The sequence below is a fragment of the Bradyrhizobium sp. CCBAU 45321 genome, assembly GCF_028128975.1.
In the GTDB taxonomy this organism is placed as follows: Bacteria; Pseudomonadota; Alphaproteobacteria; order Rhizobiales; family Xanthobacteraceae; genus Bradyrhizobium; species Bradyrhizobium yuanmingense.
Genome location: NZ_LFKZ01000115.1, coordinates 1 through 21,157, shown reverse-complemented (window position 1 = coordinate 21,157; position 21,157 = coordinate 1). Strand labels below are relative to the sequence as shown.

General features: G+C 64.8%; 21 protein-coding genes. 17 read left to right on the top strand and 4 right to left on the bottom strand.

Features of this window, described 5'->3' with window-relative positions; genetic code table 11:
* The first annotated feature begins 98 nt into the window (after positions 1–98).
* The 7 genes from ACM43_RS14175 (at position 99) to ACM43_RS14145 (ending at position 6,018) form a co-directional block, all read left to right on the top strand.
* Positions 99–893: a thymidylate synthase gene (locus ACM43_RS14175; protein ID WP_271540709.1), complete on the top strand. Its 795-nt coding sequence runs from the start codon at positions 99–101 to the stop codon at positions 891–893.
* Between the two features lie 6 nt (positions 894–899).
* On the top strand, positions 900–1,385 hold the full coding sequence (locus ACM43_RS14170) for a GNAT family N-acetyltransferase (protein WP_271540708.1): 486 nt from the start codon (positions 900–902) through the stop codon (positions 1,383–1,385).
* Entirely contained in the window at positions 1,385–1,894 is a 510-nt protein-coding gene (locus tag ACM43_RS14165) for a dihydrofolate reductase (protein WP_271540707.1), read from the top strand. The genes ACM43_RS14170 and ACM43_RS14165 overlap by 1 nt, the downstream gene beginning before the upstream one ends.
* A gap of 153 nt (positions 1,895–2,047) precedes the next feature.
* A complete protein-coding gene (gene hflK, locus ACM43_RS14160; RefSeq protein WP_271540706.1) occupies positions 2,048–3,184 on the top strand; it encodes an FtsH protease activity modulator HflK in 1,137 nt (378 codons plus the stop codon).
* Entirely contained in the window at positions 3,181–4,077 is an 897-nt protein-coding gene (hflC, locus tag ACM43_RS14155) for a protease modulator HflC (RefSeq protein WP_271540705.1), read from the top strand. Before hflK ends, hflC begins: the two co-directional genes overlap by 4 nt.
* Positions 4,078–4,149: 72 nt before the next feature.
* Positions 4,150–4,356 carry a DUF2065 domain-containing protein gene (locus tag ACM43_RS14150; RefSeq protein WP_025038031.1) on the top strand — a complete coding sequence of 69 codons (207 nt, stop codon included), beginning with the start codon at positions 4,150–4,152 and terminating at the stop codon, positions 4,354–4,356.
* Positions 4,357–4,500: 144 nt separating this feature from the next.
* A complete protein-coding gene (locus ACM43_RS14145; RefSeq protein ID WP_271540704.1) occupies positions 4,501–6,018 on the top strand; it encodes a Do family serine endopeptidase in 1,518 nt (505 codons plus the stop codon).
* A 141-nt stretch (positions 6,019–6,159) separates the two neighbouring features.
* Here ACM43_RS14145 and serB read toward each other — a convergent pair whose 3' ends face one another.
* The gene (gene serB / locus ACM43_RS14140) at positions 6,160–7,065 is read right to left on the bottom strand and encodes a phosphoserine phosphatase SerB (protein ID WP_271540703.1); all 906 of its coding nucleotides are present in this window, start codon (positions 7,063–7,065) and stop codon (positions 6,160–6,162) included.
* A gap of 11 nt (positions 7,066–7,076) precedes the next feature.
* On the opposite strand from serB, the gene miaA reads away from it, so the two are divergent.
* The 8 genes from miaA to ilvC all read left to right on the top strand — a co-directional run bounded on the left by miaA (position 7,077) and on the right by ilvC (position 15,050).
* Positions 7,077–8,018 (top strand): tRNA (adenosine(37)-N6)-dimethylallyltransferase MiaA, encoded by a 942-nt coding sequence (gene miaA, locus ACM43_RS14135; protein ID WP_271540702.1) that lies wholly within the window; start codon positions 7,077–7,079, stop codon positions 8,016–8,018.
* A gap of 327 nt (positions 8,019–8,345) precedes the next feature.
* Positions 8,346–10,121, top strand: a complete 1,776-nt coding sequence (locus ACM43_RS14130; RefSeq protein ID WP_271540701.1) for an acetolactate synthase 3 large subunit — start codon at positions 8,346–8,348, stop codon at positions 10,119–10,121.
* Between the two features lie 4 nt (positions 10,122–10,125).
* Positions 10,126–11,097, top strand: coding sequence for a threonine dehydratase (locus ACM43_RS14125; protein WP_271540700.1), 972 nt, complete (start codon positions 10,126–10,128; stop codon positions 11,095–11,097).
* 22 nt (positions 11,098–11,119) lie between these two features.
* A complete protein-coding gene (gene ilvN / locus ACM43_RS14120; protein ID WP_018640841.1) occupies positions 11,120–11,662 on the top strand; it encodes an acetolactate synthase small subunit in 543 nt (180 codons plus the stop codon).
* 3 nt (positions 11,663–11,665) lie between these two features.
* Positions 11,666–12,361, top strand: coding sequence for a class I SAM-dependent methyltransferase (locus tag ACM43_RS14115; RefSeq protein ID WP_036006616.1), 696 nt, complete (start codon positions 11,666–11,668; stop codon positions 12,359–12,361).
* A gap of 49 nt (positions 12,362–12,410) precedes the next feature.
* Positions 12,411–13,286, top strand: coding sequence for an EamA family transporter (locus ACM43_RS14110; protein WP_271540699.1), 876 nt, complete (start codon positions 12,411–12,413; stop codon positions 13,284–13,286).
* 8 nt (positions 13,287–13,294) lie between these two features.
* Positions 13,295–13,897 carry a LysE family translocator gene (locus tag ACM43_RS14105; RefSeq protein WP_036006650.1) on the top strand — a complete coding sequence of 201 codons (603 nt, stop codon included), beginning with the start codon at positions 13,295–13,297 and terminating at the stop codon, positions 13,895–13,897.
* Positions 13,898–14,030: 133 nt separating this feature from the next.
* Positions 14,031–15,050: a ketol-acid reductoisomerase gene (gene ilvC, locus ACM43_RS14100; RefSeq protein ID WP_027577255.1), complete on the top strand. Its 1,020-nt coding sequence runs from the start codon at positions 14,031–14,033 to the stop codon at positions 15,048–15,050.
* Between the two features lie 215 nt (positions 15,051–15,265).
* Here ilvC and ACM43_RS14095 read toward each other — a convergent pair whose 3' ends face one another.
* A complete protein-coding gene (locus ACM43_RS14095) occupies positions 15,266–15,886 on the bottom strand; it encodes a hypothetical protein (RefSeq protein WP_271540698.1) in 621 nt (206 codons plus the stop codon).
* A gap of 105 nt (positions 15,887–15,991) precedes the next feature.
* On the opposite strand from ACM43_RS14095, the gene ACM43_RS14090 reads away from it, so the two are divergent.
* The gene (locus ACM43_RS14090; RefSeq protein ID WP_271540697.1) at positions 15,992–16,645 is read left to right on the top strand and encodes a TetR/AcrR family transcriptional regulator; all 654 of its coding nucleotides are present in this window, start codon (positions 15,992–15,994) and stop codon (positions 16,643–16,645) included.
* Between the two features lie 210 nt (positions 16,646–16,855).
* Complete coding sequence (locus ACM43_RS14085; RefSeq protein ID WP_157284708.1) at positions 16,856–18,568, top strand: sulfatase-like hydrolase/transferase; 1,713 nt, start codon at positions 16,856–16,858, stop codon at positions 18,566–18,568.
* Positions 18,569–18,722: 154 nt separating this feature from the next.
* Here ACM43_RS14085 and ACM43_RS14080 read toward each other — a convergent pair whose 3' ends face one another.
* Positions 18,723–20,282 (bottom strand): ABC transporter permease/substrate-binding protein, encoded by a 1,560-nt coding sequence (locus ACM43_RS14080; protein ID WP_271540696.1) that lies wholly within the window; start codon positions 20,280–20,282, stop codon positions 18,723–18,725.
* Complete coding sequence (locus tag ACM43_RS14075) at positions 20,279–21,061, bottom strand: ATP-binding cassette domain-containing protein (protein WP_271540695.1); 783 nt, start codon at positions 21,059–21,061, stop codon at positions 20,279–20,281. The genes ACM43_RS14080 and ACM43_RS14075 overlap by 4 nt, the downstream gene beginning before the upstream one ends.
* Positions 21,062–21,157: the final 96 nt, after the last annotated feature.

Genomic DNA, 21,157 nt, shown 5'->3' with positions numbered 1-21,157 from the left:
CACTTTTCCGGGTATAATCGACGGAGACAGCGAATCGCCGCTGTCGCAGCGCTGGGGGTGTCGCTAAGTTCGCCGCCTCCCCAAAGGCTCAGTCGCCCATGCACCAATATCAGGACCTGCTCGAGCGGATTCTTTCCGACGGCGCCGAGAAGACCGACCGGACCGGCACCGGCACGCTGTCGGTGTTCGGCCATCAGATGCGCTTCAATTTGTCGGCCGGTTTCCCGATGCTGACGACCAAGCGGCTGCCGCTGAAGGCGATCGTGCATGAACTGCTCTGGTTCCTGAAGGGCGACACCAACATTAAATATCTGCGCGACAACGGCGTCACCATCTGGGACGAGTGGGCGGACGCCAATGGCGATCTCGGCCCGGTCTACGGCCATCAATGGCGCTCCTGGCCCACGGCCGACGGACGCAGCATCGACCAGATCGCCAATGTCATCGACATGATCAAGCGCACGCCTGATTCCCGCCGCCTGATCGTCACCGCCTGGAATCCGGCCGACGTCGAGAAGATGGCGCTGCCGCCCTGCCACCTGCTGTTCCAGTTCTATGTCGCGAACGGCAAGCTGTCCTGCCAGCTCTATCAGCGGTCGGCCGACGTGTTTCTCGGCGTGCCCTTCAACATCGCCTCTTACGCGCTGCTCACCATGATGGTCGCGCAGGTCACAGGCCTGAAGCCCGGCGACTTCGTGCACTCGCTCGGCGACACTCATCTCTACTCCAACCATCTGGAGCAGGCGAGGCTGCAGCTCAGCCGCGCGCCGCGCGCGCTGCCGGTGATGCGGATCAATCCTGACGTAAAGGACATCTTCTCCTTCCGCTACGAAGACTTCGAGCTCGTCGGTTACGAACCGCATCCGCACATCAAGGCGGACGTGGCGGTCTAGCGCCCTATGTCGCTCACCATCCGCCGTGCACGGCCCGGGGAAGCCGGGCTCGTTCTCTCCTTCATCCGCGAGCTCGCCGAGTACGAAAAGCTGTCGCACGAGGTGGAAGCGACCGAGGCTGACATCGCCGACGCGCTGTTCGGCGAGAGGCCGCAGCTCTATTGCGCGATCGCGGAGTGGAACCGTGAGCCGGTCGGCTTTGCGGTGTGGTTCCTCAATTCCTCCACCTTCAGCGGCCGTCACGGCATCTATCTCGAAGATCTCTATGTGCGGCCGGCGCATCGGGGCCAGGGCCTCGGCAAGGCGCTGCTGGCCTATCTCGCCAGGGAATGCGTCGACAACGGCTGGTCGCGCCTGCAATGGGCGGTGCTCGACTGGAACGCACCCTCGATCGCGTTCTACAAATCGATCGGCGCGGTCATGATGGACGACTGGACGCTGTGCCGGGTCACCGGGCCTGCGCTGACCCAGCTTGCCGGGAGCTCTGCCTGATGGAGATCGTCTTCGTCGTCGCCATCGCAGAGAATGGCGTCATCGGCGCGGGCAATGCGATGCCGTGGCGATTGAAGTCCGATATGGCGCGCTTCAAGGCGCTGACGATCGGCAAGCCGGTGATCATGGGCCGCAAGACCTTCGAGACCCTGCGCCGGCCGCTGCCGCGTCGCACCAACATCGTGGTCACGCGCGATCCGGCCTATCGCGCCAATGGCGCCATCGTCACGACATCGCCAGCGGATGCGGAGGCAGTCGCGCGCGGCGACGCTCTGCGGCGTTCGGTCACTGAGATCGCGGTGATCGGCGGCGCCGAGATCTACCGGCAATGGCTCGGTCGTGCCGATCGTCTCGAGATCACCGAAGTGCATGCGCGCCCCGAAGGGGACACGCATTTCGACATCGACAAGGCGGAATGGGACGAGGTCGAACGCATCCGCCATCCGGCCGGCCCCGACGACAGCGCCGACCTGTCCTATGTGACATATCGTCGGCGGCGCGGCCATTAACCGCTTTTGCCAATGTTTACATTGACTTTTTCGTGCCCGAGCATAGCTCGGAAGACGGTCAGGGCTGCGTTGTAAGGGACTTGCCTGTCCCCTATAAAGCCGGACCGGACAAAGCGGGCGGTGGCAATTCCACCCTGCCGAGGAGAACGTCGAATGCCGTGGAAGAATCAGGGCGGTGGCCCGTGGGGCTCGGGTCCAAAGGGACCGTGGGGCTCAGGCCCGCAACCGGTCGGGCCGAGGCCGCCGGATCTGGAAGACCTTCTGCGGCGCGGCCAAGACCGCCTCCAGCAGATCATGCCGGGCGGTTATTTCTCCGGCATCGGCATCACGCTGATCATCCTGCTGATCGTCGCATTCTGGCTGCTGTCGGGCTTCTTCCGCGTGCAATCCGAAGAGCTCGGCGTCGTGATGCGCTTCGGAAAGCACGTGCGCACCGTGCAGCCGGGCCTGAACTATCATCTGCCTTATCCGATCGAGACCGTGCTGCTGCCGAAGGCACTGCGCGTCAACACCACCTCCATCGGCATGACGGTGATCGAGGACCCGGCGCGGCGCGGCCGCTCCATCCGGGACGTGCCGGAAGAGAGCCTGATGCTGACCGGCGACGAGAACATCGTCGACGTCGACTTCACCGTGCTGTGGCGGATCAAGCCGGACGGCATCGGCGACTTCCTGTTCAACATCCAGAATCCCGAAGGCACCGTGAAGGCGGTCTCCGAGAGCGCGATGCGCGAGGTGATCGGCCGATCTCAGATCCAGCCGATCCTGACCGGAGCGCGCAACGTCACCGAGCAGGGCGTGCACGAGCTGATCCAGAAGACTTTGGACAGCTACGGCGCCGGCATTCAGATCACCCAGGTGCAGATGCAAAAGGTCGATCCGCCCGCGCAGGTGATCGATGCCTTCCGCGACGTCCAGGCCGCACGAGCCAATCTCGAGCAGCTGCAGAACGAAGCGCAGACCTATGCCAACCAGGTGGTGCCGCAGGCGCGCGGACGTTCGGCCAAGATCCTGCAGGACGCCGAAGGCTACAAGGAGCAGGCGGTCGCCGAGGCCAAGGGCCAGAGCGCGCGCTTCCTGAAGGTTTACGAGGAATACAAGAAGGCGCCCGACGTGACGCGAGAACGCATTTATCTGGAGACGATGGAGCGCGTGCTCGGCGGCGCCGAGAAGCTCGTCTATGACGGTGGCCCCTCAGGCCAAGGCGTGGTGCCCTATCTGCCGCTTCCCGAACTGACGCCAAAACGGACACCTACGACCGGTCCGCAGTCGAGCGGAGGCAACCGATGAAGTCTCCGGTTACAGGTTTCGTCACGCTGCTCGGGCTGCTTCTGGTCCTGATCGTGGCCTACATGTCGCTGTTCACGGTGCAGCAGACCGAGCAGACGATCGTGCTCCAGTTCGGCAGGCCCGTCGACGTCGTCACGGCGCCCGGCCTGCACTTCAAGGCGCCGTGGAATTCGGTGATCAACATCGACAAGCGGATCCTCGACCTGGAGAACCCGTCGCAGGAGGCGATCGCCTCCGACCAGAAGCGGCTCGTGGTCGATGCCTTCGCGCGCTACCGCATCAAGGACGCACTGCGCTTCTATCAGAGCGTCGGCTCGATCCAGGCTGCCAACATCCAGCTCACCACGCTCCTGAACGCGGCGCTGCGCCGCGTGCTCGGCGAGGTTACCTTCATCAACGTGGTGCGCGACGACCGCGAGAAGCTGATGCTGCGCATTCGCGACCAGCTCGACCGCGAAGCCGATGGCTACGGCATTGAGGTCGTCGACGTCCGGATCCGCCGCGCCGACCTGCCGGAGCAGAACAGCCAGGCGGTCTATCAGCGCATGAAGACCGAGCGTGAGCGCGAGGCCGCCGAGTTCCGGGCACAGGGCGGACAGAAGGCTCAGGAGATCAGGTCCAAGGCCGACCGCGAGGCGACCGTCATCATCGCGGAAGCCAATTCGCAGGCCGAGCAGACCCGCGGTGCAGGCGATGCCGAGCGCAACCGCCTGTTTGCGGAAGCCTACGGCAAGGACGCCGACTTCTTCGCCTTCTACCGGTCGATGACGGCCTATGAGAACGGGCTGCGTGCCAGCGATACCCGCTTCCTGCTGCGGCCGGACACGGATTTCTTCCGGTACTTCAGTAACCCGTCCGGCAAGATGGCAACTGAGACGCCGGCGAAGCCGTAAGTTAGACAGAGGGCGGCGGATTTCGCCGCCCTCCGTCCAGACAAGAACAGCATAGCGGGAGGTTCCATTCCGATGAGGTCCATTGCGTTCGCCGACTTCCTCATCGGCCTAGGCATCCTGTTCGTCCTCGAAGGCTTGATGTTCGCGGCCAGTCCAAACTGGATGCGCAAAGCCATGAAAAGCGCCATCGCCACGCCGGACAACATCCTGCGGGCGGTCGGGATCGGCTCGGCCGTGGCCGGCCTGGTCCTGATCTGGGTTATGCGGCGCCCGATTTAAGCCTTCGGCCCAACGCCAAAGTGAAGGCGCCAGACTGGTTTTCGCCGTATTATCGGGCTCTTGAGGCCCGTTAAGCTCCGCGCTTGCGCCGCGCCCCCGTTCGAGCGCAGTCTGGCGCCGAATCCCTTTTGCCTGGAGATCACAATGACCGCTGCCACCATTGCCCCGTCCCGCTCGCGCCGCCGCGCGCGATTTGGTGTTCGACTTGGGCTGGTTGCGCTCGCCATCGGTGCTTGCAGCGCGTTCGGCGCGCCGGCCCATGCGCGTGGACCGGATGGCATCGCCGACGTCGCCGAGAAGGTGATCGACGCGGTGGTCAACATCTCGACCTCTCAGACGGTCGACGCCAAGGGGGGCGGCAGCAACACCATGCCGCAACTGCCGCCCGGCTCGCCGTTCGAGGAGTTCTTCGACGACTTCTTCAAGAACCGCCGGGGACCAGGTGGCGGCAGCAAGGGCGGCGAGAACAGCGCGCCGCGCAAGACCAATTCGCTCGGAAGCGGTTTCATCATCGACACCGCGGGCGTCGTCGTCACCAACAACCACGTCATTGCGGACGCCGACGAGATCCACGTCATCCTCAACGACGGCACCAAGATCAAGGCCGAGCTGGTCGGCGTCGACAAGAAAACCGATCTCGCCGTGCTCAGGATCAAGCCGACGAAGCCGTTGGTCGCAGTCAAGTTCGGCGACTCCGACAAGCTGCGCCTCGGCGACTGGGTGGTCGCGATCGGCAATCCCTTCAGTCTCGGTGGTACGGTGACCGCCGGCATCGTCTCGGCCAAGAACCGCGACATTTCTTCGGGGCCGTACGACAGCTACATCCAGACCGACGCCTCCATCAACCGCGGCAATTCCGGCGGACCCCTGTTCAACCTCGATGGCGACGTCATCGGCGTCAACACGCTGATCATCTCGCCGTCCGGCGGCTCCATCGGCATCGGCTTCGCGGTGCCGTCGAAGACGGTGGTGGGCGTCGTCGACCAGCTCCGCCAGTTCGGCGAGCTGCGCCGCGGCTGGCTCGGCGTGCGCATCCAGAGCGTCACCGACGAGATCGCCGAAAGCCTCAATATCAAACCCGCGCGCGGTGCGCTGGTCGCCGGCGTCGACGACAAGGGCCCGGCCAAGCCCGCCGGCATCGAGCCCGGCGACGTCGTCGTCAAGTTCGACGGCAAGGACGTCAAGGACCCGAAGGACTTGTCCCGCGTCGTCGCCGACACCGCGGTCGGCAAGGAGGTCGACGTCGTCATCATCCGCAAGGGGCAGGAGGAAACCAAGAAGGTCACGCTCGGCCGCCTGCAGGATGCCGACAAGGTGCAGGCGGCGGTGAAGACCGACGAGCCGGCGCCGGAGAAACCGGTGACGCAGAAGGCGCTCGGCCTCGATCTCGCAGCCCTGAGCAAGGATTTGCGCACGCGCTACAAGATCAAGGACAGCGTCAAGGGCGTGGTCGTCACCAATGTCGACGCCAATTCGGACGCCGCCGAAAAGCGCTTGTCCGCCGGCGACGTCATCGTCGAGGTGGCGCAGGAGGCGGTGTCGAGCGGCGCCGACATCCAGAAACGGGTCGATCAGCTCAAGAAGGACGGCAAGAAATCGGTGCTGCTGCTGGTCTCGAACGGCGAGGGCGAGCTGCGCTTCGTCGCGCTGAGCGTGCAGTAGGGATAGCGCGTAGCGCCGTAGGGTGGGCAAAGCGAAGCGTGCCCACCATCATTCTGTCCGCCATCACGGCGTGAAGTGGTGGGCACGGCGCAAAGTGCGCCTTTGCCCACCCTACGGCTGCTGAGCGAGCAGCGAGAGTGGTTACCCCTCCACGAACTCTTCGCGCCGATACCCCTGCGCATACAGCAGCGCGGTGAGATCGCCGTGATCGATCCGCACGGAAGCGGCGGCCGCCACCGCCGGCTTGGCGTGATAGGCCACGCCCAGACCTGCGGCCTGGATCATCGCGAGGTCGTTGGCGCCGTCGCCGACCACGACCGAGTCGATGTCGTCGAGATCGAACGATTCCATCAGGTCCACCAAGGTCGCGAGCTTCGCAGCGCGGCCCAGGATCGGCTCCTTCACTTCGCCGGTGAACTTGCCGTCGCGCACGACGAGCTCGTTTGCGCGGTTCTCCTGGAAGCCGATCTTGGCGGCGACCGCGCGCGTGAACAATGTAAAGCCGCCGGAGACGAGACAGGTATAGGCGCCGTTCGCGCGCATGGTGGCGACCAGCTCGCGGCCGCCCGGCGTCAGCGTGATGCGCTTGGCCAGCACCTCGTCGACTGCGCTGGCGGGCAGGTCCTTGAGCAGCGCGACGCGTTCGCGCAGCGCCGGCTCGAACTCGATCTCGCCGCGCATGGCACGCTCGGTGATGCCTGCGACATGCGCCTTGACCCCGACGAAATCGGCGAGCTCATCGATGCATTCCTGGCCGATCATGGTGGAATCCATGTCGGCGAGAAAAAGCTTCTTGCGCCGGAAGCCAACAGGCTGCACGACGATGTCGATGGGCAAATCGCCGCGGAGTTCGCGGAGCCGCTGCTCGATGGCGTTGCGGTCGCCTTCGAGGTTACTGTCCGCGCCGAAGGGGATGTCGACCGCAACCCCGTCGAACAGCCAGTGCGCGGGCGCCGCCTGCGGCAGCACGGCGCGGGCGCCATCGACGATGGTCGAGTCGAGCGCGGGATTGTCAGGGTTGCAGATCAGCGTGGCAACGAGGGACATTTGAGGTTTTCGTGAGCGAGGGGTATTCGAGCAAGGCCGTGCTTATCGCAGGCCCGACCGCCAGCGGCAAGTCGGCGCTGGCGCTCGAGCTTGCGCGCGCCGCCGGCGGCGTCGTCATCAATGCCGATTCCATGCAGGTCTATCGTGACCTCCGCATCATCACGGCGCGGCCGACCGCAGCGGACGAGGCGCTCGTGCCGCATCGTCTCTATGGCCACGTCGATGCCGCCGTGAATTTCTCGGCCGGTGCCTGGGTAAGCGATGCGGCGAAGGCGCTCGATGAGGCGAGGGCCCAGCGACGGCTGCCGATCTTCATCGGCGGCACCGGGCTCTATTTCAAGGCGCTGACCACAGGTCTCTCCGTGGTGCCGCCGATCCCTGCCGAGCTGCGCGAGGATGTGCGCGCGCGGCTGGAACGGAACGGCGTCGAAGCGCTGCACGCGGAACTCGCAGGCCGCGATCCGCGCGCGGCCGAGCGATTGAACCTGCGCGACCGCACCCGCATCGCCCGCGCGCTCGAGGTGATCGAGGCAACCGGCCGTTCGCTGCTCGATTGGCAGCGGGAGGGACAGCCACCGCTGCTGCCCAAGGACAGGTTTCGCGCGGTCTTCCTCGCGCCCGAACGTGACGAGCTCTATGCCCGCATCGATGCCCGTTTCGATGCCATGCTGGGCGCCGGCGCGCTCGAGGAGGTCGAGCGGCTGGCCGCCAGGCATCTCGATCCGCTGCTGCCGGCCATGAAGGCCCATGGCGTGCCATCCTTGATCCGGCACCTGCGCGGCGAACTCAGCCTGGAGGAGGCCGCCAGCATTGGCCGTGCCGATACCCGCCATTATGCCAAGCGGCAATTCACCTGGTTCCGGCACCAGCTGCCGGACTTCGAATGGGTGAGGCGGGAGGAGGCGAGGGGATGGCTCGCCGCGGCCGTGTCGGCGGAACGGCACACCGACTGACGCGCTTTTGTGCCGGGTTCCCGAATTTACCTCTCGCCGAACCCGGGGAACACCGCTACACTGCCGAAATCGCGCGGGAACGGCCGCATTGCCTTGACATCCAGGGTTTGGCCGCTATGTTTCGCGCAACCTTTGGGAAGCCGAGCGCCGCCATGCGTAACATTATTACCAAACTCCTTATCGCCGTCGTACCCAGGCACACCGCCGGGGGTGGCTAGCTGCCATCCACATGACAGGCGGTGTGCATGGGCCCTCTTCGGGGCCTTTTTTATTTCCCGAACCCGACACGAACGAAGCCGCTGACAACAGCGCATCCGGAGCAAGCCAATGAGCGACAAGAGCCACGATCCGAACCAGATGACGGGCGCCGCGATGATCGTCCGCGCACTCATCGATCACGGCGTGACCGACATTTTCGGCTATCCCGGCGGCGCGGTGCTTCCGATCTATGACGAGATCTTCCAGCAGAGCGAGGTCCAGCATATCCTGGTCCGCCACGAACAGGGCGCGGGCCATGCCGCCGAGGGCTATGCGCGTTCCACCGGCAAGCCGGGCGTTGCGCTGGTGACCTCCGGCCCCGGCGCCACCAACATGGTGACGCCGCTGACGGATGCGCTGATGGACTCCATTCCGCTGGTCTGCATCTCCGGCCAGGTGCCGACGCATCTGATCGGCAACGACGCGTTCCAGGAATGCGACACCGTCGGCATCACGCGTCCCTGCACCAAGCACAATTGGCTGGTGCGCGACGTCAACGATCTCGCCAAGGTGCTGCATGAGGCCTTCTACGTCGCCACCTCGGGCCGTCCGGGCCCGGTGCTGGTCGACGTTCCCAAGGACGTGCAGTTCGCCACCGGCACTTACCATCCCCCGCGCAAGTCCGACGTGCACCGCTCCTACGCGCCGCGCGTGAAGGGCGATGCGACGCAGATCCGCAAGGCGGTCTCGCTGCTCGCGAACGCCAAGCGTCCCGTGATCTACAGCGGCGGCGGCGTCATCAATTCCGGCTCCGAGGCGACCAGGCTGTTGCGCGAGCTGGTTGAGGTCACCGGCTTCCCGATCACCTCGACGCTGATGGGCCTCGGCGCCTATCCGGCGTCGGGCAACAACTGGCTCGGCATGCTCGGCATGCACGGCACCTACGAAGCCAACATGACCATGCATGATTGCGACGTCATGCTGTGCGTCGGCGCGCGCTTCGACGACCGCATCACCGGCCGCGTCGATGCGTTTTCGCCCGGCTCGAAGAAGATCCACATCGACATCGATCCGTCCTCGATCAACAAGAACATCCGCGTCGACGTGCCGATCATCGGCGATTGCGGCAACGTCCTCGGCGACATCCTCCAGGTGTTCAAGGCGGAGGCGAAGAAGCCCGACATCAAGTCGTGGTGGCAGCAGATTGCGCAATGGCGCGCCCGCAACTCGCTCTATTACAAGAAGAGCAGCGACGTCATCCTGCCGCAGCACGCGATCCAGGCCTTGTTCGAACAGACGCGCGGCAAGGATACCTACATCACGACCGAGGTCGGCCAGCATCAGATGTGGGCGGCGCAGTTCTATGGCTTCGAGGAGCCGCATCGCTGGATGACCTCGGGCGGTCTCGGCACGATGGGCTACGGCCTGCCGGCCGCGGTCGGCGTTCAGGTGGCCCACCCGGACAGCCTCGTCATCGACATTGCCGGCGATGCCTCGGTGCAGATGACAATGCAGGAGATGTCGACGGCGGTTCAGTACGAGCTGCCAATCAAGATCTTCATCCTGAACAACCAGTACATGGGCATGGTGCGCCAGTGGCAGCAGCTGTTGCACGGCAACCGGTTGTCGCATTCCTATTCGGAAGCGCTGCCGGATTTCGTCAAGCTCGCGGAGGCCTACGGCGCCGTCGGGCTTCAGGTGCACAAGCCGCCCGATCTCGATGGCGCCATCAAGGAGATGATCTCGGTCAAGCGCCCGGTGCTGTTCGACTGCCGCGTCGCGGCGCTCGAAAACTGCTTCCCGATGATCCCCTCCGGCAAGGCCCACAACGAGATGCTGCTGCCGGAGCAGGCCAACGACGAGGCGACCGCGAAGGCATTCGCCGGCGGCAAGGCGTTGGTGTGACGCCATGTTCGACCTGCACGAACTCGAGCGCGCACATGCGATCGTGGGGAAGGCGGTGCCGGCAACGCCGGCGCATGCCTGGCCGTTGCTCAGCCGCCGGCTCGGCACCGCGGTCGTGGTCAAGCACGAGAACCACACGCCGACCGGCGCCTTCAAGGTGCGTGGCGGCCTGGTCTATCTCGATCGGCTGAAGCGAGAGCGGCCGAACGTGCCGGGCATCATCTCGGCCACCCGCGGCAATCATGGCCAGAGTCTTGCTTTCGCGGCGCGGCGTCACGGCGTGCCCGCCGTGATCTATGTGCCAAAAGGCAATTCGGTTGAGAAGAACCATGCCATGCGCGCGTTCGGCGCCGATCTGGTCGAGCACGGCGACGATTTCCAGCTAGCGCGCGAAGAAGCCGGGCGCCGCGCGCAGTTCGAAGGCCTGCACATGGTGCCTTCGTTCCACCATGACCTCGTGCTGGGGGTGGCGACCTACGCACTGGAACTGTTCCGCGCGGTGCCCGATCTCGACGTGCTCTACGTTCCGATCGGGCAGGGCTCCGGTATCAGCGCCTGCATCCTAGTGCGCGACTTGCTGGGCCTGAAGACGGAGATCATCGGTGTGCAATCGACCGAGGCGCCGTCATATGCGCTTTCGTTCGCGGCCGGCAAGGTCGTAACGACCGAGACCAGTGATACGCTGGCCGATGGCGTGGCGACACGCTTTCCGGACGCGGAAGCTGTTGCGCTTGTTTGCAAGGGCGCCTCGCGCATCGTCCAGGTTACGGACGATGAGATCGCGCTCGCGATCCGCGCCTATTGGACCGACACGCACAATCTCGCCGAAGGCGCTGGAGCTGCCGCGCTGGCGGCGGCGCTGCAGGAAAAGAGCAAGCTGAAGGGCAAGCGCGTCGGTCTCGTGCTGTCCGGCGGCAATATCGATTTCGAACTGTTCCGCCGTTGGGTCGGGACGGACGCGCCGGCGACGGCGTGACGGAGAGACAGAGGGGACGACAATGAACCAGCCCGCATCCGCCTATTTCATCGAGGACCGTCACGATCCCAACGAGACGCATACGCTTGCGGTGCTCGTGCAGAACGAGCCGGGCGTGCTCGCGCGCGTCATCGGCCTGTTCTCGGGGCGCGGCTACAACATCGAGAGCCTCACGGTCTCGGAGACCGAGGCACAGAAGCATCTGTCGCGCATCACCATCGTGACCACGGGCACGCCGATGGTGATCGCGCAGATCAAGAACCAGCTCGACCGCATGATCCCGGTGTATCAGGTCGTCGACATGACCCAGACCAAGCGCTCGATCGAGCGGGAGTTGGCGATGGTCAAGGTGCGCGGGCAGGGCGAGCATCGGGTCGAGGCGCTCAGACTGGCGGACGCGTTCCGCGCCCGTGTGATCGACGCCACCACCGAGAGCTTTGTGTTCGAGATCACAGGCAATACGGACAAGATCAATCAATATATCGATCTGATGCGCCCGCTCGGCCTCGTCGAGGTGTCGCGCACGGGTGTTGCCGCGATCGGTCGCGGGCCTGAAGGGATGTGAGCCATGTTGGCGCGCGACTGGTACTACAACGAGCGGAACCGGATGGGGATCGAGCCCGCTGTGGCCTCGATCTACGACAACCATGACGATGCCGATCTACGGGCGCGCGCCGCTCTGAAGATGCTCGGGGTCCAGCGCGGCTGGCGCATTGCCGATATCGGCTGCGGCAACGGCGTGCTCGCCACCGAAGCGGCGTTGATGGGGGCCGACGTCGACGCCATCGACATTTCCCCGGCCATGCTGGCGCTCGCCGAGATCTACGCCCGCGACCGCAAGGCGCCCGTGCGCACCCAATCCGCCGGTCTGCTCAGCTTCGCCTACCGGCCCGAGTCCTACGATCTCATCGTCAGCGAGTTCACGCTGCACCACCTGCCGGATTTCTGGAAAGCGGTGGCGATGTCGCGGATTTTTCGCGCGCTCAAGCCCGGAGCGACATTTTATCTCCGCGACATTGTTTACTCATCGATGCCCGACGCGATCGAGCGTGACGTCGAGCAATGGGCCGACTTCCAGATCAAGAACCACGATTTCTCCCGCGAGGGCGTGGTGACCCACATGCGCGACGAATATTCCACCTTCGGCTGGGTGATGGAGCGGATGCTGACCGACGTCGGCTTCACCCTGGTCGCGGCCGACTACCACGCGCCGATGCACGGCACGTATCTGCTGCGGAAACCGAAAGCCGGCGAGCAAGGCTAGACCAAAACAACAAGCAGGGCTGCGAGACAAAGCAGAACCGGAAACAACAATGAAGCCGGCCGACATCCTCATCGCCGTCATGGTGGCGATCATCTGGGGGCTTGCCTTCGTGGCGAGCCGGATCGCGCTCGACGAGCTGTCGCCGGAGCTGATGACGGCGTTGCGCTTCACCATCGCCGCGGTGCCGTGCCTGTTCATTCCCAGGCCGAAGGTCGCTTGGTCACTGCTGATCGCGATCAGCTTCACGCTGTTCCTCGGTCAGTTCCTGTCGCAGGCCTACGGCATCGCTCATGGGGTGCCCGTGGGCCTGACAAGCGTCGTCGTGCAGAGCCAGGCACTCTTCACGATCGGCTTTGCCGCGCTCGCGTTCGGCGAGCGGCCGACGCCGATGCAGACTCTGGGGATCGTCATTGCCGCGGCCGGCCTTTTGATGATCTGCGGCACCGTCGGCTATGATTTCAGCGTCGGCGCCTTCGCGGTTCTGATGGTCTCGCCGCTCAGCTTCGCCATCGGCAATCTGTTGCTGCGCGGCGCCCGCGGCGTGCCGATGTTCGATCTGTTCGCCTGGCTCTGCCTCGCCTCGGCCGTGCCGCTGTTCGTGCTGGCGCTGATCGCCAACGGTCCGGCGCCGACCTGGACGTCGCTGACGCACATGTCGCTGGCATCGGCGCTCTGCATGCTGATGCTCGGCGGCATTTCCACCAGCATCGCCTATTGGCTATGGGGCCGCCTCTTGCGCGACTATCCGGCTGCACAAGTGGTGCCGTTCGCACTGCTGGTGCCGTTCGTGGGCTCGGCGGCCTCCAGCATCGTGTTCGGCGAACGGTTCGGGCCGCTGCGCCTCGCCGGCATGCTGACCGCGATCTTTGGGATCGCCGTGATGGTGCTGGCGAAGCGCCCGCAAGTTCTACCGAAGACTGCGTGAGGGTGATGATGACCTACTCGCTGCTCTACGCCTTCCTCGTCTTCATGGTCGTGATGTATTTCACGCCCGGGCCGAACAACATCATGCTGCTGTCCTCCGGCCTGACCTACGGCTTCCGGCGCACCATCCCGCACATCGTCGGCATCGTGCTCGGTTTCGCCTTCATGGTCGCCGCGGTCGGCCTCGGGCTCGGCTCCGTGTTCCTGGCCTATCCGATCCTCCAGACCATCCTGAAATATGCCGGTGCTGCCTATCTGATTTACCTCGCCGCTGTGATCGCCATGGCCGGTCCGGCCAAGCCGGGCGAGGAGAATGGCCGCGGCCCCATGACCTTCTGGGGCGCGGCCATGTTCCAATGGATCAATGCCAAGGGTTGGGTGATCGTGATCGGCACCATCACTGCCTATGCGGCGATCGCCCAATTCCCGCTCAACATCGCCATTCAGACCGTGATCAGCCTCGTCGTCGGCACGGTCTCGACCGTGGTCTGGGCGCTGTTCGGCACCGCATTGCGGCCGGTTCTGACTTCCGAGCGGCTGGTCCGCGCCTTCAACATCCTGATGGCGATCCTGCTGCTGGCCTCCCTCTACCCCGTTTTCATGGATGCATGATGTCGCGGATTTCCATGCAGAAACGGGTTTCCCTCAGGGCTGAAAATGCTCTAGACAGCCCCCGAAATCCGCAAATTTCACCCTTCGGACACTGACCATTGGCCGATTTCGGCCCTGAACGAGGAAACGACCTATGCGTGTTTATTACGATCGCGACGCCGACCTGAACCTGATCAAGGGCAAGAAGGTCGCCATCGTCGGCTACGGCAGCCAGGGTCACGCCCATGCGCTCAACCTGAAGGATTCCGGCGTCAAGGAAGTCGCCATTGCGCTGCGCAAGGGTTCGGCTTCGGCGAAGAAGGCGGAAGCCGCCGGCTTCAAGGTGCTGGAAGTTGCGGAAGCTGCCAAATGGGCCGACCTCGTCATGATGCTGACCCCGGACGAGCTCCAGGGCGACATCTACCGCGAGCACCTGCACGACAACATGAAGAAGGGCGCTGCCCTGGTGTTCGCGCACGGCCTCAACGTTCACTTCAACCTGCTCGATCCGCGTGCCGACCTCGATGTGCTGATGATCGCGCCGAAGGGCCCCGGCCACACCGTGCGCTCGGAATATCAGCGCGGCGGCGGCGTGCCCTGCCTGATCGCAATTGCGAAGGACGTCTCGGGCAATGCCCATGACCTCGGCCTGTCCTACGCCTCCGCCATCGGCGGCGGCCGCGCCGGCATCATCGAGACCACGTTCAAGGAAGAGTGCGAGACCGACCTGTTCGGCGAGCAGGTGGTGCTGTGCGGCGGCCTGGTCGAGCTGATCAAGGGCGGCTACGAGACCCTGGTCGAAGCCGGCTACGCGCCGGAGATGGCCTATTTCGAGTGCCTGCACGAAGTGAAGCTGATCGTCGACCTGATCTATGAAGGCGGCATCGCCAACATGAACTACTCGATCTCCAACACCGCCGAGTACGGCGAGTACGTCACCGGCCCGCGCATCATCACCGACGAAACCAAGAAGGAGATGCGCAAGGTTCTGGCCGACATCCAGGGCGGCAAGTTCGCCCGCGACTGGATGCTCGAGAACAAGGTCAACCAGACCTCGTTCAAGGCGACCCGCGCCAAGCTCGCCGCACACCCGATCGAGGAAGTCGGCGCCAAGCTGCGCGACATGATGCCTTGGATCAAGAAGGGCGCGCTGGTCGACAAGAGCAAGAACTGACGTCTGCGCCGTCATTCCGGGCTCGCGCTCAGCGCGCGCCGCGGAATGACGAGCGAAATTCAAGCTTCGCTCGCCAAGCCAAATCTTGGACCTTGGCGGCTATGGTAGAGCGAGATCGCAAACAGCGGTCTCGCTCTTTCGTCTCGGCGAGACATTGCTCTCTCATTCTTTCCGCGGCCTGAAGCGGCTCGGCTCCTGCCAAGCACGCCGTCGCATCAGCCGGCCGGGACGGTCTGCCCACGCGGATGGTGGGCCATCGCAATCATGCGCAGCGCCAGCACGATGAGCAGCGGAAGTAGGAAGGCGGCATAGAGCGGCATCGTCGGCACGCGCTTGCCGAACGAGACCATGAACTGGAGCCAGAGGTAATAGCCGCCCACAAGGTGCAGGGCCCGCCAGGCGCGCGGGCCGATCAGTGCAGCGGTGCGGTCGAACGACGTCGCGCTCATGGCGATGATGAAGCCGTAGCCGATGCCGCCGAAGATGTAGGAGGCCGCCGAGATGGCCTCGGCAAATCCGGCCGGATCCATCCCGGCAAACGTCATGATCGCCGCCGCGTGGATGGCGTGGGAGGCCGCGAAGCTGAGGCCCAGATAGCGGCGGTTGCGCTTCTGCCAGCGCGTCCAGGCATTGGGCCATAGCCGCGCCAGCGCCGCGGCGCTGAAGGCGAGGCAGAACAACAGGAGCGAGCTTCGCGCCGTGAAGCGGATCACCATGCGAACGCCCTCGACCTCGAACTGCCGCATCGAGGCGATCCATAGGCTGAGGGTGACGAGGCTCAAGCAGAGGACGGCCAGCAGGCGCCAGCCTTCGAGCCAGCTTCGACGTTCGGACATGGCGATCTCCCTCTCTATGTAATCAGTGATTACATTTGGACGTTGCGGGCCGTCAATGGTGTAATCATCGCTTACATTCACGTTCGGGTGAGGCTAGAAGGATCCATGCCTGTCCGTCAGCCGTCCAAGCCGCGCGCGCGCCGCCCTGCCACCGAAGCCCGGCCGTACCATCACGGCGACCTCCGCCGCGTGTTGATCGATGCTGCGCTGCAACTCGCAGCGGAAGGCGCCGAAGTCTCGGTGCGGGAGGCCGCGCGCCGGGCCGCGGTGTCGCCGGGGGCGCCGTTCCGACACTTTCCCAACCGCGATGCGCTCATGGCAGCCGCGGCCGAGGAGGCGCAGCGGCGCTTTCGCGCCGAGATCGATGCGGCGCTGCGCGAGGCTCCGGCCGCCGACCCGCTCGCCCGCTTCCGCGCCTTCGGTCTCGCCTATTTGCGTTGGGCCATGCGCAATCCCGCGCATTTCGAGATCATCTCAACCGGGCGCTATTTTGCCCATGGCAGCTCGCCGGACCTGACACGAGACAACGCCGAGCTGATCGCGCTAACGGAGCAGATGCTGGTCGACGCGGCAGAGCAAGGCCTGCTGCGGTCGGCCGACCTTAAGCGTATCCAGATCGCCGGGCGCGCCCTCGTCTACGGTTTCGCCCGGATGAATCTCGACGGCCATTTCCCGCGCTGGGGCGTCGGGGAGGGCGAGATCGAACGGATGGCGGAGGGGGTGATCGACCTGTTCATCGCAGGTATCGCAAAGCCCTAGCGGGCCAACGGCTCTGGTCGATGCCGTACGGCGCAGCCCGCTAACATTAAGCGAAGGTCGGACCGCGCCGCGCGTTGCCTCTCCTTGACCATTCCGTTACAGTTTTATGACACGGTGCAGGCTTCCGGCTGCTCCGGACGCCCTGGCTGTTTTTAGGTCGGCCAGCCAGGCTTGGCATCACCGCGCCGGACCAGAAGTTGCGTGTCGTCGATGGCGTCCGCGCCCAATCCAGGTCCTTCTGCCACGACGGCCGTGCTGGCGAGCGTCGCCGCGCTCGGCATCTGGCGGCTGCTCGCGGTTGCAGCGCCGCATCTGGCGGCTCTCGCGCTGATGTACGAGACCGAGACCGATTTCGGCTCGCGTCTGACCTTCGCACTGGCCTGGGGAATCCTTAATTTCTTCTGGATCACGCTGCTGCGTCGCCCCGCGCTGTCGGGCGCGCTGTCGCTGACGATGGTCGTCGTGCTGGTGCTGCTGTCGCGGCTCAAGCACGACGTCGTGCAGATGACGGTCAATTTCATCGACCTGATGATGATCGACCGCGACACCGTCGCGTTCCTTTTCACGATCTTCCCGAATTTGCGCTGGTCGGTGATCCTGGCCGGTCTCGTCACGCTGCCGCTGATGTATGCGCTGTGGTGGCTCGATCCGTTCCGCATCCGTCGCCTGCCGGCGCTCGCCTGCAAGCTCGCCTGCCTTGCCGCCCTGGTCAGCTATTCGCTCTATCACCCGGACGAGGCCTGGCGCGGCTATTACGACGACGGCTATCTCTCGAAATTCTTCCGCTCGGGCGTCACGGCCGTCTCCGACTTTGCGCAATACGGCTTCATGGAGGCGTCTGCTTCGACCGGCGAGCGGCTCAACATGCCGCTGGTCGATGCCTGCCACCCGGCGGGCCGCCGCCCCAACATCATCATGATCCATGATGAATCGAGCTTCGACATCCGCGCCGCCCAGGGCATCAAGGTGCCGCCGCGCTATGGCGACTATTTCAAATCGTGGGACGGCAAGCAGCGCACGTTCCTCGCCGAGAGCAATGGCGGGCCGAGCTGGTTCACCGAGTATAACGTGCTCGCAGGGCTTTCCTCGCGTTCATTCGGCCGCTTCGCCTATTTCGTCACGCGCATCGCCTCGAACCGGGTCGAGCGCGGCCTGCCGCTGGCGCTGCGCCGCTGCGGCTATGACACGCTGTCGCTCTACCCCGCCCATGGCGGCTTCATGGGCGCGCGCAGCTTCCAGATGACGACGGGAATCGAGCGCTTCCTCGATTCCAAGGATCTCGGCGCCAAGGATGTCGAGCCCGACAGCTTCTTCTACGACAAGGCGCTTCAGCTGATCGGCCAGCAGCCGCCGAACAAGCCGCTGTTCGCCTTCATCTATCTCGGTGCCAACCACTTCCCCTGGGAGACCCGCTTCCGTCCCGATCTGCTGCCGAATTGGCGCGCGCCGGGCAATATGCCGTCCATCGATGAATATCTGCGCCGCCAGACCATGAGCGCAGAGCAGTACAAGGCGTTCGTTGCCGGTTTGAAGAAGACCTTTCCCGGCGAGCCATTCCTGATCGTTCGCTACGGCGATCATCAGCCGGAGTTTGCGGCTGCTATCCTCGAGCCCGGGCTCGACGAGGGCGCCATCGGCAAGAAGCTCGACGCCTACGATCCGCGCCTCTACGCGACCTATTACGCCATCGACGCCATCAATTTCGAACCGGTCGGAAGCCAGGCCGTGATGGACACGATTGACGGTCCCTATCTGCCGCTGGTGGTTCAGGAAGCCGCCGGCATCCCGCTCGATCCGTCCTTTGCCGAGCAGAAGGAGATCATGCTCCGCTGCAAAGGCATCTTCTACGGGTGCAAGGATGGCGCCGAGGCGCGGCGGCTGAATCGGCTGCTGATCGACGCGGGGATGATCCGGGGGCTGTAGCCCTTACCGTCAACCTGAGAACCCGTAGGGTGGGCAAAGCGACTTGTCCGCCGTAGCTCGGAGAGCGAAGGCTGAAGCGTGCCCACCACCTCTCACACGCAAAGACCGTCGGCACGGCGCTTACGCGCCTTTGCCCACCCTACGAAATCTCACCTTATCGCCCGCCCACCTTCTCCCACAGCCACTTCGCCACCGCATCCGGTGATGAATTCGCATCATTGCCGCTGGCGCGCAGGTTCGCCTCGCGCATGGTGGCGATGTCGATCTTGCCGAGCAATGGCTTGAGCGCCGCCTGCAGTCGCGCGTCACCGGCGCGCTTGGGCGCAAGCAGCAGGATGGCGTCGTAGGGCGGGATCGCGCGTTTGGGATCGTCGAGCGCCGTGAGCTCGTATTTGGCGATCAAGCCGTCGCTGGTGTAGCCAGCGATGACGTCGACCTCGCCGCTGGCCACGGCCGCATACATGAAGTCCGGCTGCATCTGGCGCTGGGCGCGGAACTGTAGCCCATAGGCCTTTTGCAGCGCAGCCCATTCGGGGCGCGAGAAGAACTCGTAGTCGCCGGCAATCGACAGCGTAGCCGCATGTGCGGCGAGATCGGCGACGGTTCGGATGCCGAGCGCATCGGCGCGTCGTCTTGGCATCACCAGCGCATAGGCGTTCTCGAAGCCGAGCTCGCCGAGCAGGGTGATGTTGTCCTTGGCGAGCGCCGTCTTCAATTCCGCGACCAGTTCTGCGCGGGGCTTGATGTCGGTGCGATGCAGCTGGTTGGCCCAGAGCGTACCGGAATAATCGACATAGAGATCGATGTCGCCGGCCTTCAGCGCCCCGAAGATCACGCTGGAGCCGAGGCCGGAGCGCGCCGTCGCGGACAGACCGGCGGCCTGGAGGCGATCCCTCATCAACGCCGACAGCACATATTGCTCCGCGAAGGTTTTGGCGCCGACCACGTAGCCTGACGACGAGCGCCCCATGGTCGGCACTAGCGTTGCTGCAACCAGCGCCGCGATTCCGAGCGCCCCGAGGCCGCTGCGTGCGCGGCTGCGGCGGCGCAGGCCGCTCTCGATCAGGCCGAGCAACTGGTCGACTGCGAGCGCGAGCAGGGCGGAAGCCACGCAGCCGAACAGCACGAATACCCAGTTCTGGGTCTGGAGGCCGGCGAAGATGTAATTGCCGAGACTGGTCTGCCCGATCGGCGTCGACAGCGTCGCGGTGCCGATCACCCACACCGCCGCGGTGCGGATGCCGGCCATCATCACCGGCAGCGCGAGCGGCAGCTCGACGATCAGCAGCGATTGCCGCGCGGTCATGCCGACGCCCTCGGCAGCCTCGATCAGCGCGGGATCGATGCCGTTGAGGCCGGTGATGCCGTTGCGCAGCACCGGCAGCATCGAATAGAGCGCCAGTGCCAGCATCGCCGGCAGGAAGCCGAACGCCGAAAAGGATATTCCGAACCAGGCCAGCGTGACGGAAGCAGCCAGCAGCAGCAGCGGATAGAACAGCGCGAGCAGCGCCAGCCCGGGTACAGTCTGCACGATGCTGGCCAACGCGAGCAGGATGCCGCGTGGCGCCGGACGATTGCGCGTCAGGATCGCCAGCGGCAAGCTCACGGCGAGGCCAAGCGCGAGGGCGGCGAGGCTCACCCGCACATGGTTGCCGAGGTAATCAGGCAGATGCGACAGCGCCTCGCCCCAGCGCGGATCGGTGAAGAGGCTCATGCCGCACCGCCCATCGGCAGTAACGCGTTCAGCCGCTCGACCTGGCGGCGCGGGGTACGCAACAGCTCGAGCACGTAATCGTCGCTGCTGCTCGAGAGCTCCGCAGCCGTACCCTGTGCGAGCAATCGTCCCCCGCGCATCACTGCGATGCGATCGGCGAGCAGGATCGCCTCGGTCATGTCATGGGTGATCATCACGGTGGTCAGGCCGAGCTTGCGGTGCAGCGCGCGATAATCGTCACCGAGCGCATCGCGGGTGAGGGGATCGAGCGCGCCGAACGGTTCGTCCATCAGCACGATGCGGGGCCTTGCCGCGAGCGCCCGCGCCACACCGACGCGCTGACGCTCGCCGCCGGAGAGCGCCTCGGGCAGCCGGTCGCGATGCGATGCGCGGTCGAGCTGCACCAGCTCCAGCAGCTCGTCGACGCGGCCTGCAACGGCCGCTTCCGGCTCGCCGAGCAGCTTCGGCGTGATGCCGATATTGTCGGCGACGCTCAGATGCGGAAACAGCCCGCCGCTCTGGAAGACGTAGCCGACCCGGCGCCGAAGCGCGACCGGATCGACATTCCGCACGTCCTCGCCTTCAACGGTGATGGTGCCGCTATCGGCCTCGATCAGTCGGTTGGCGAGCCGCAGCAGCGTGGTCTTGCCCGAGCCCGAGCCGCCGACGACGGCCACAAACTCACCCGCGGCGATGTCGAACGACACGTTATCGACGGCTGCAAGGGAGCCGAAGCGCTTGGTGACGTGCTGGTAGCTGATCGCCAGCTTGGAAGACATCGCAGGTGAGCTCTCTCTTCTCTTACCCTCCCCTGGAGGGCAGGGGAATCGCATGTAATCCTAAGGCATTGCGATTTGGAGAGAAATCGATTCTGA

Coding starts and splice junctions, on each gene's coding strand:
- ACM43_RS14095 (WP_271540698.1), bottom strand. CDS start 15,886: ATGTCCGAACGTCGAAGCTGGCTCGAAGGCTGGCGCCTGCTGGCCGTC.
- ACM43_RS14110 (WP_271540699.1), top strand. CDS start 12,411: ATGAAGCCGGCCGACATCCTCATCGCCGTCATGGTGGCGATCATCTGG.
- ACM43_RS14125 (WP_271540700.1), top strand. CDS start 10,126: ATGTTCGACCTGCACGAACTCGAGCGCGCACATGCGATCGTGGGGAAG.
- ACM43_RS14075 (WP_271540695.1), bottom strand. CDS start 21,061: ATGTCTTCCAAGCTGGCGATCAGCTACCAGCACGTCACCAAGCGCTTC.
- ACM43_RS14165 (WP_271540707.1), top strand. CDS start 1,385: ATGGAGATCGTCTTCGTCGTCGCCATCGCAGAGAATGGCGTCATCGGC.
- ilvN (WP_018640841.1), top strand. CDS start 11,120: ATGAACCAGCCCGCATCCGCCTATTTCATCGAGGACCGTCACGATCCC.
- hflK (WP_271540706.1), top strand. CDS start 2,048: ATGCCGTGGAAGAATCAGGGCGGTGGCCCGTGGGGCTCGGGTCCAAAG.
- ACM43_RS14115 (WP_036006616.1), top strand. CDS start 11,666: ATGTTGGCGCGCGACTGGTACTACAACGAGCGGAACCGGATGGGGATC.
- ACM43_RS14150 (WP_025038031.1), top strand. CDS start 4,150: ATGAGGTCCATTGCGTTCGCCGACTTCCTCATCGGCCTAGGCATCCTG.
- hflC (WP_271540705.1), top strand. CDS start 3,181: ATGAAGTCTCCGGTTACAGGTTTCGTCACGCTGCTCGGGCTGCTTCTG.
- ACM43_RS14130 (WP_271540701.1), top strand. CDS start 8,346: ATGAGCGACAAGAGCCACGATCCGAACCAGATGACGGGCGCCGCGATG.
- ACM43_RS14145 (WP_271540704.1), top strand. CDS start 4,501: ATGACCGCTGCCACCATTGCCCCGTCCCGCTCGCGCCGCCGCGCGCGA.
- ACM43_RS14090 (WP_271540697.1), top strand. CDS start 15,992: ATGCCTGTCCGTCAGCCGTCCAAGCCGCGCGCGCGCCGCCCTGCCACC.
- ACM43_RS14170 (WP_271540708.1), top strand. CDS start 900: ATGTCGCTCACCATCCGCCGTGCACGGCCCGGGGAAGCCGGGCTCGTT.
- ACM43_RS14080 (WP_271540696.1), bottom strand. CDS start 20,282: ATGAGCCTCTTCACCGATCCGCGCTGGGGCGAGGCGCTGTCGCATCTG.
- serB (WP_271540703.1), bottom strand. CDS start 7,065: ATGTCCCTCGTTGCCACGCTGATCTGCAACCCTGACAATCCCGCGCTC.
- ACM43_RS14175 (WP_271540709.1), top strand. CDS start 99: ATGCACCAATATCAGGACCTGCTCGAGCGGATTCTTTCCGACGGCGCC.
- ilvC (WP_027577255.1), top strand. CDS start 14,031: ATGCGTGTTTATTACGATCGCGACGCCGACCTGAACCTGATCAAGGGC.
- ACM43_RS14085 (WP_157284708.1), top strand. CDS start 16,856: ATGGCGTCCGCGCCCAATCCAGGTCCTTCTGCCACGACGGCCGTGCTG.
- ACM43_RS14105 (WP_036006650.1), top strand. CDS start 13,295: ATGACCTACTCGCTGCTCTACGCCTTCCTCGTCTTCATGGTCGTGATG.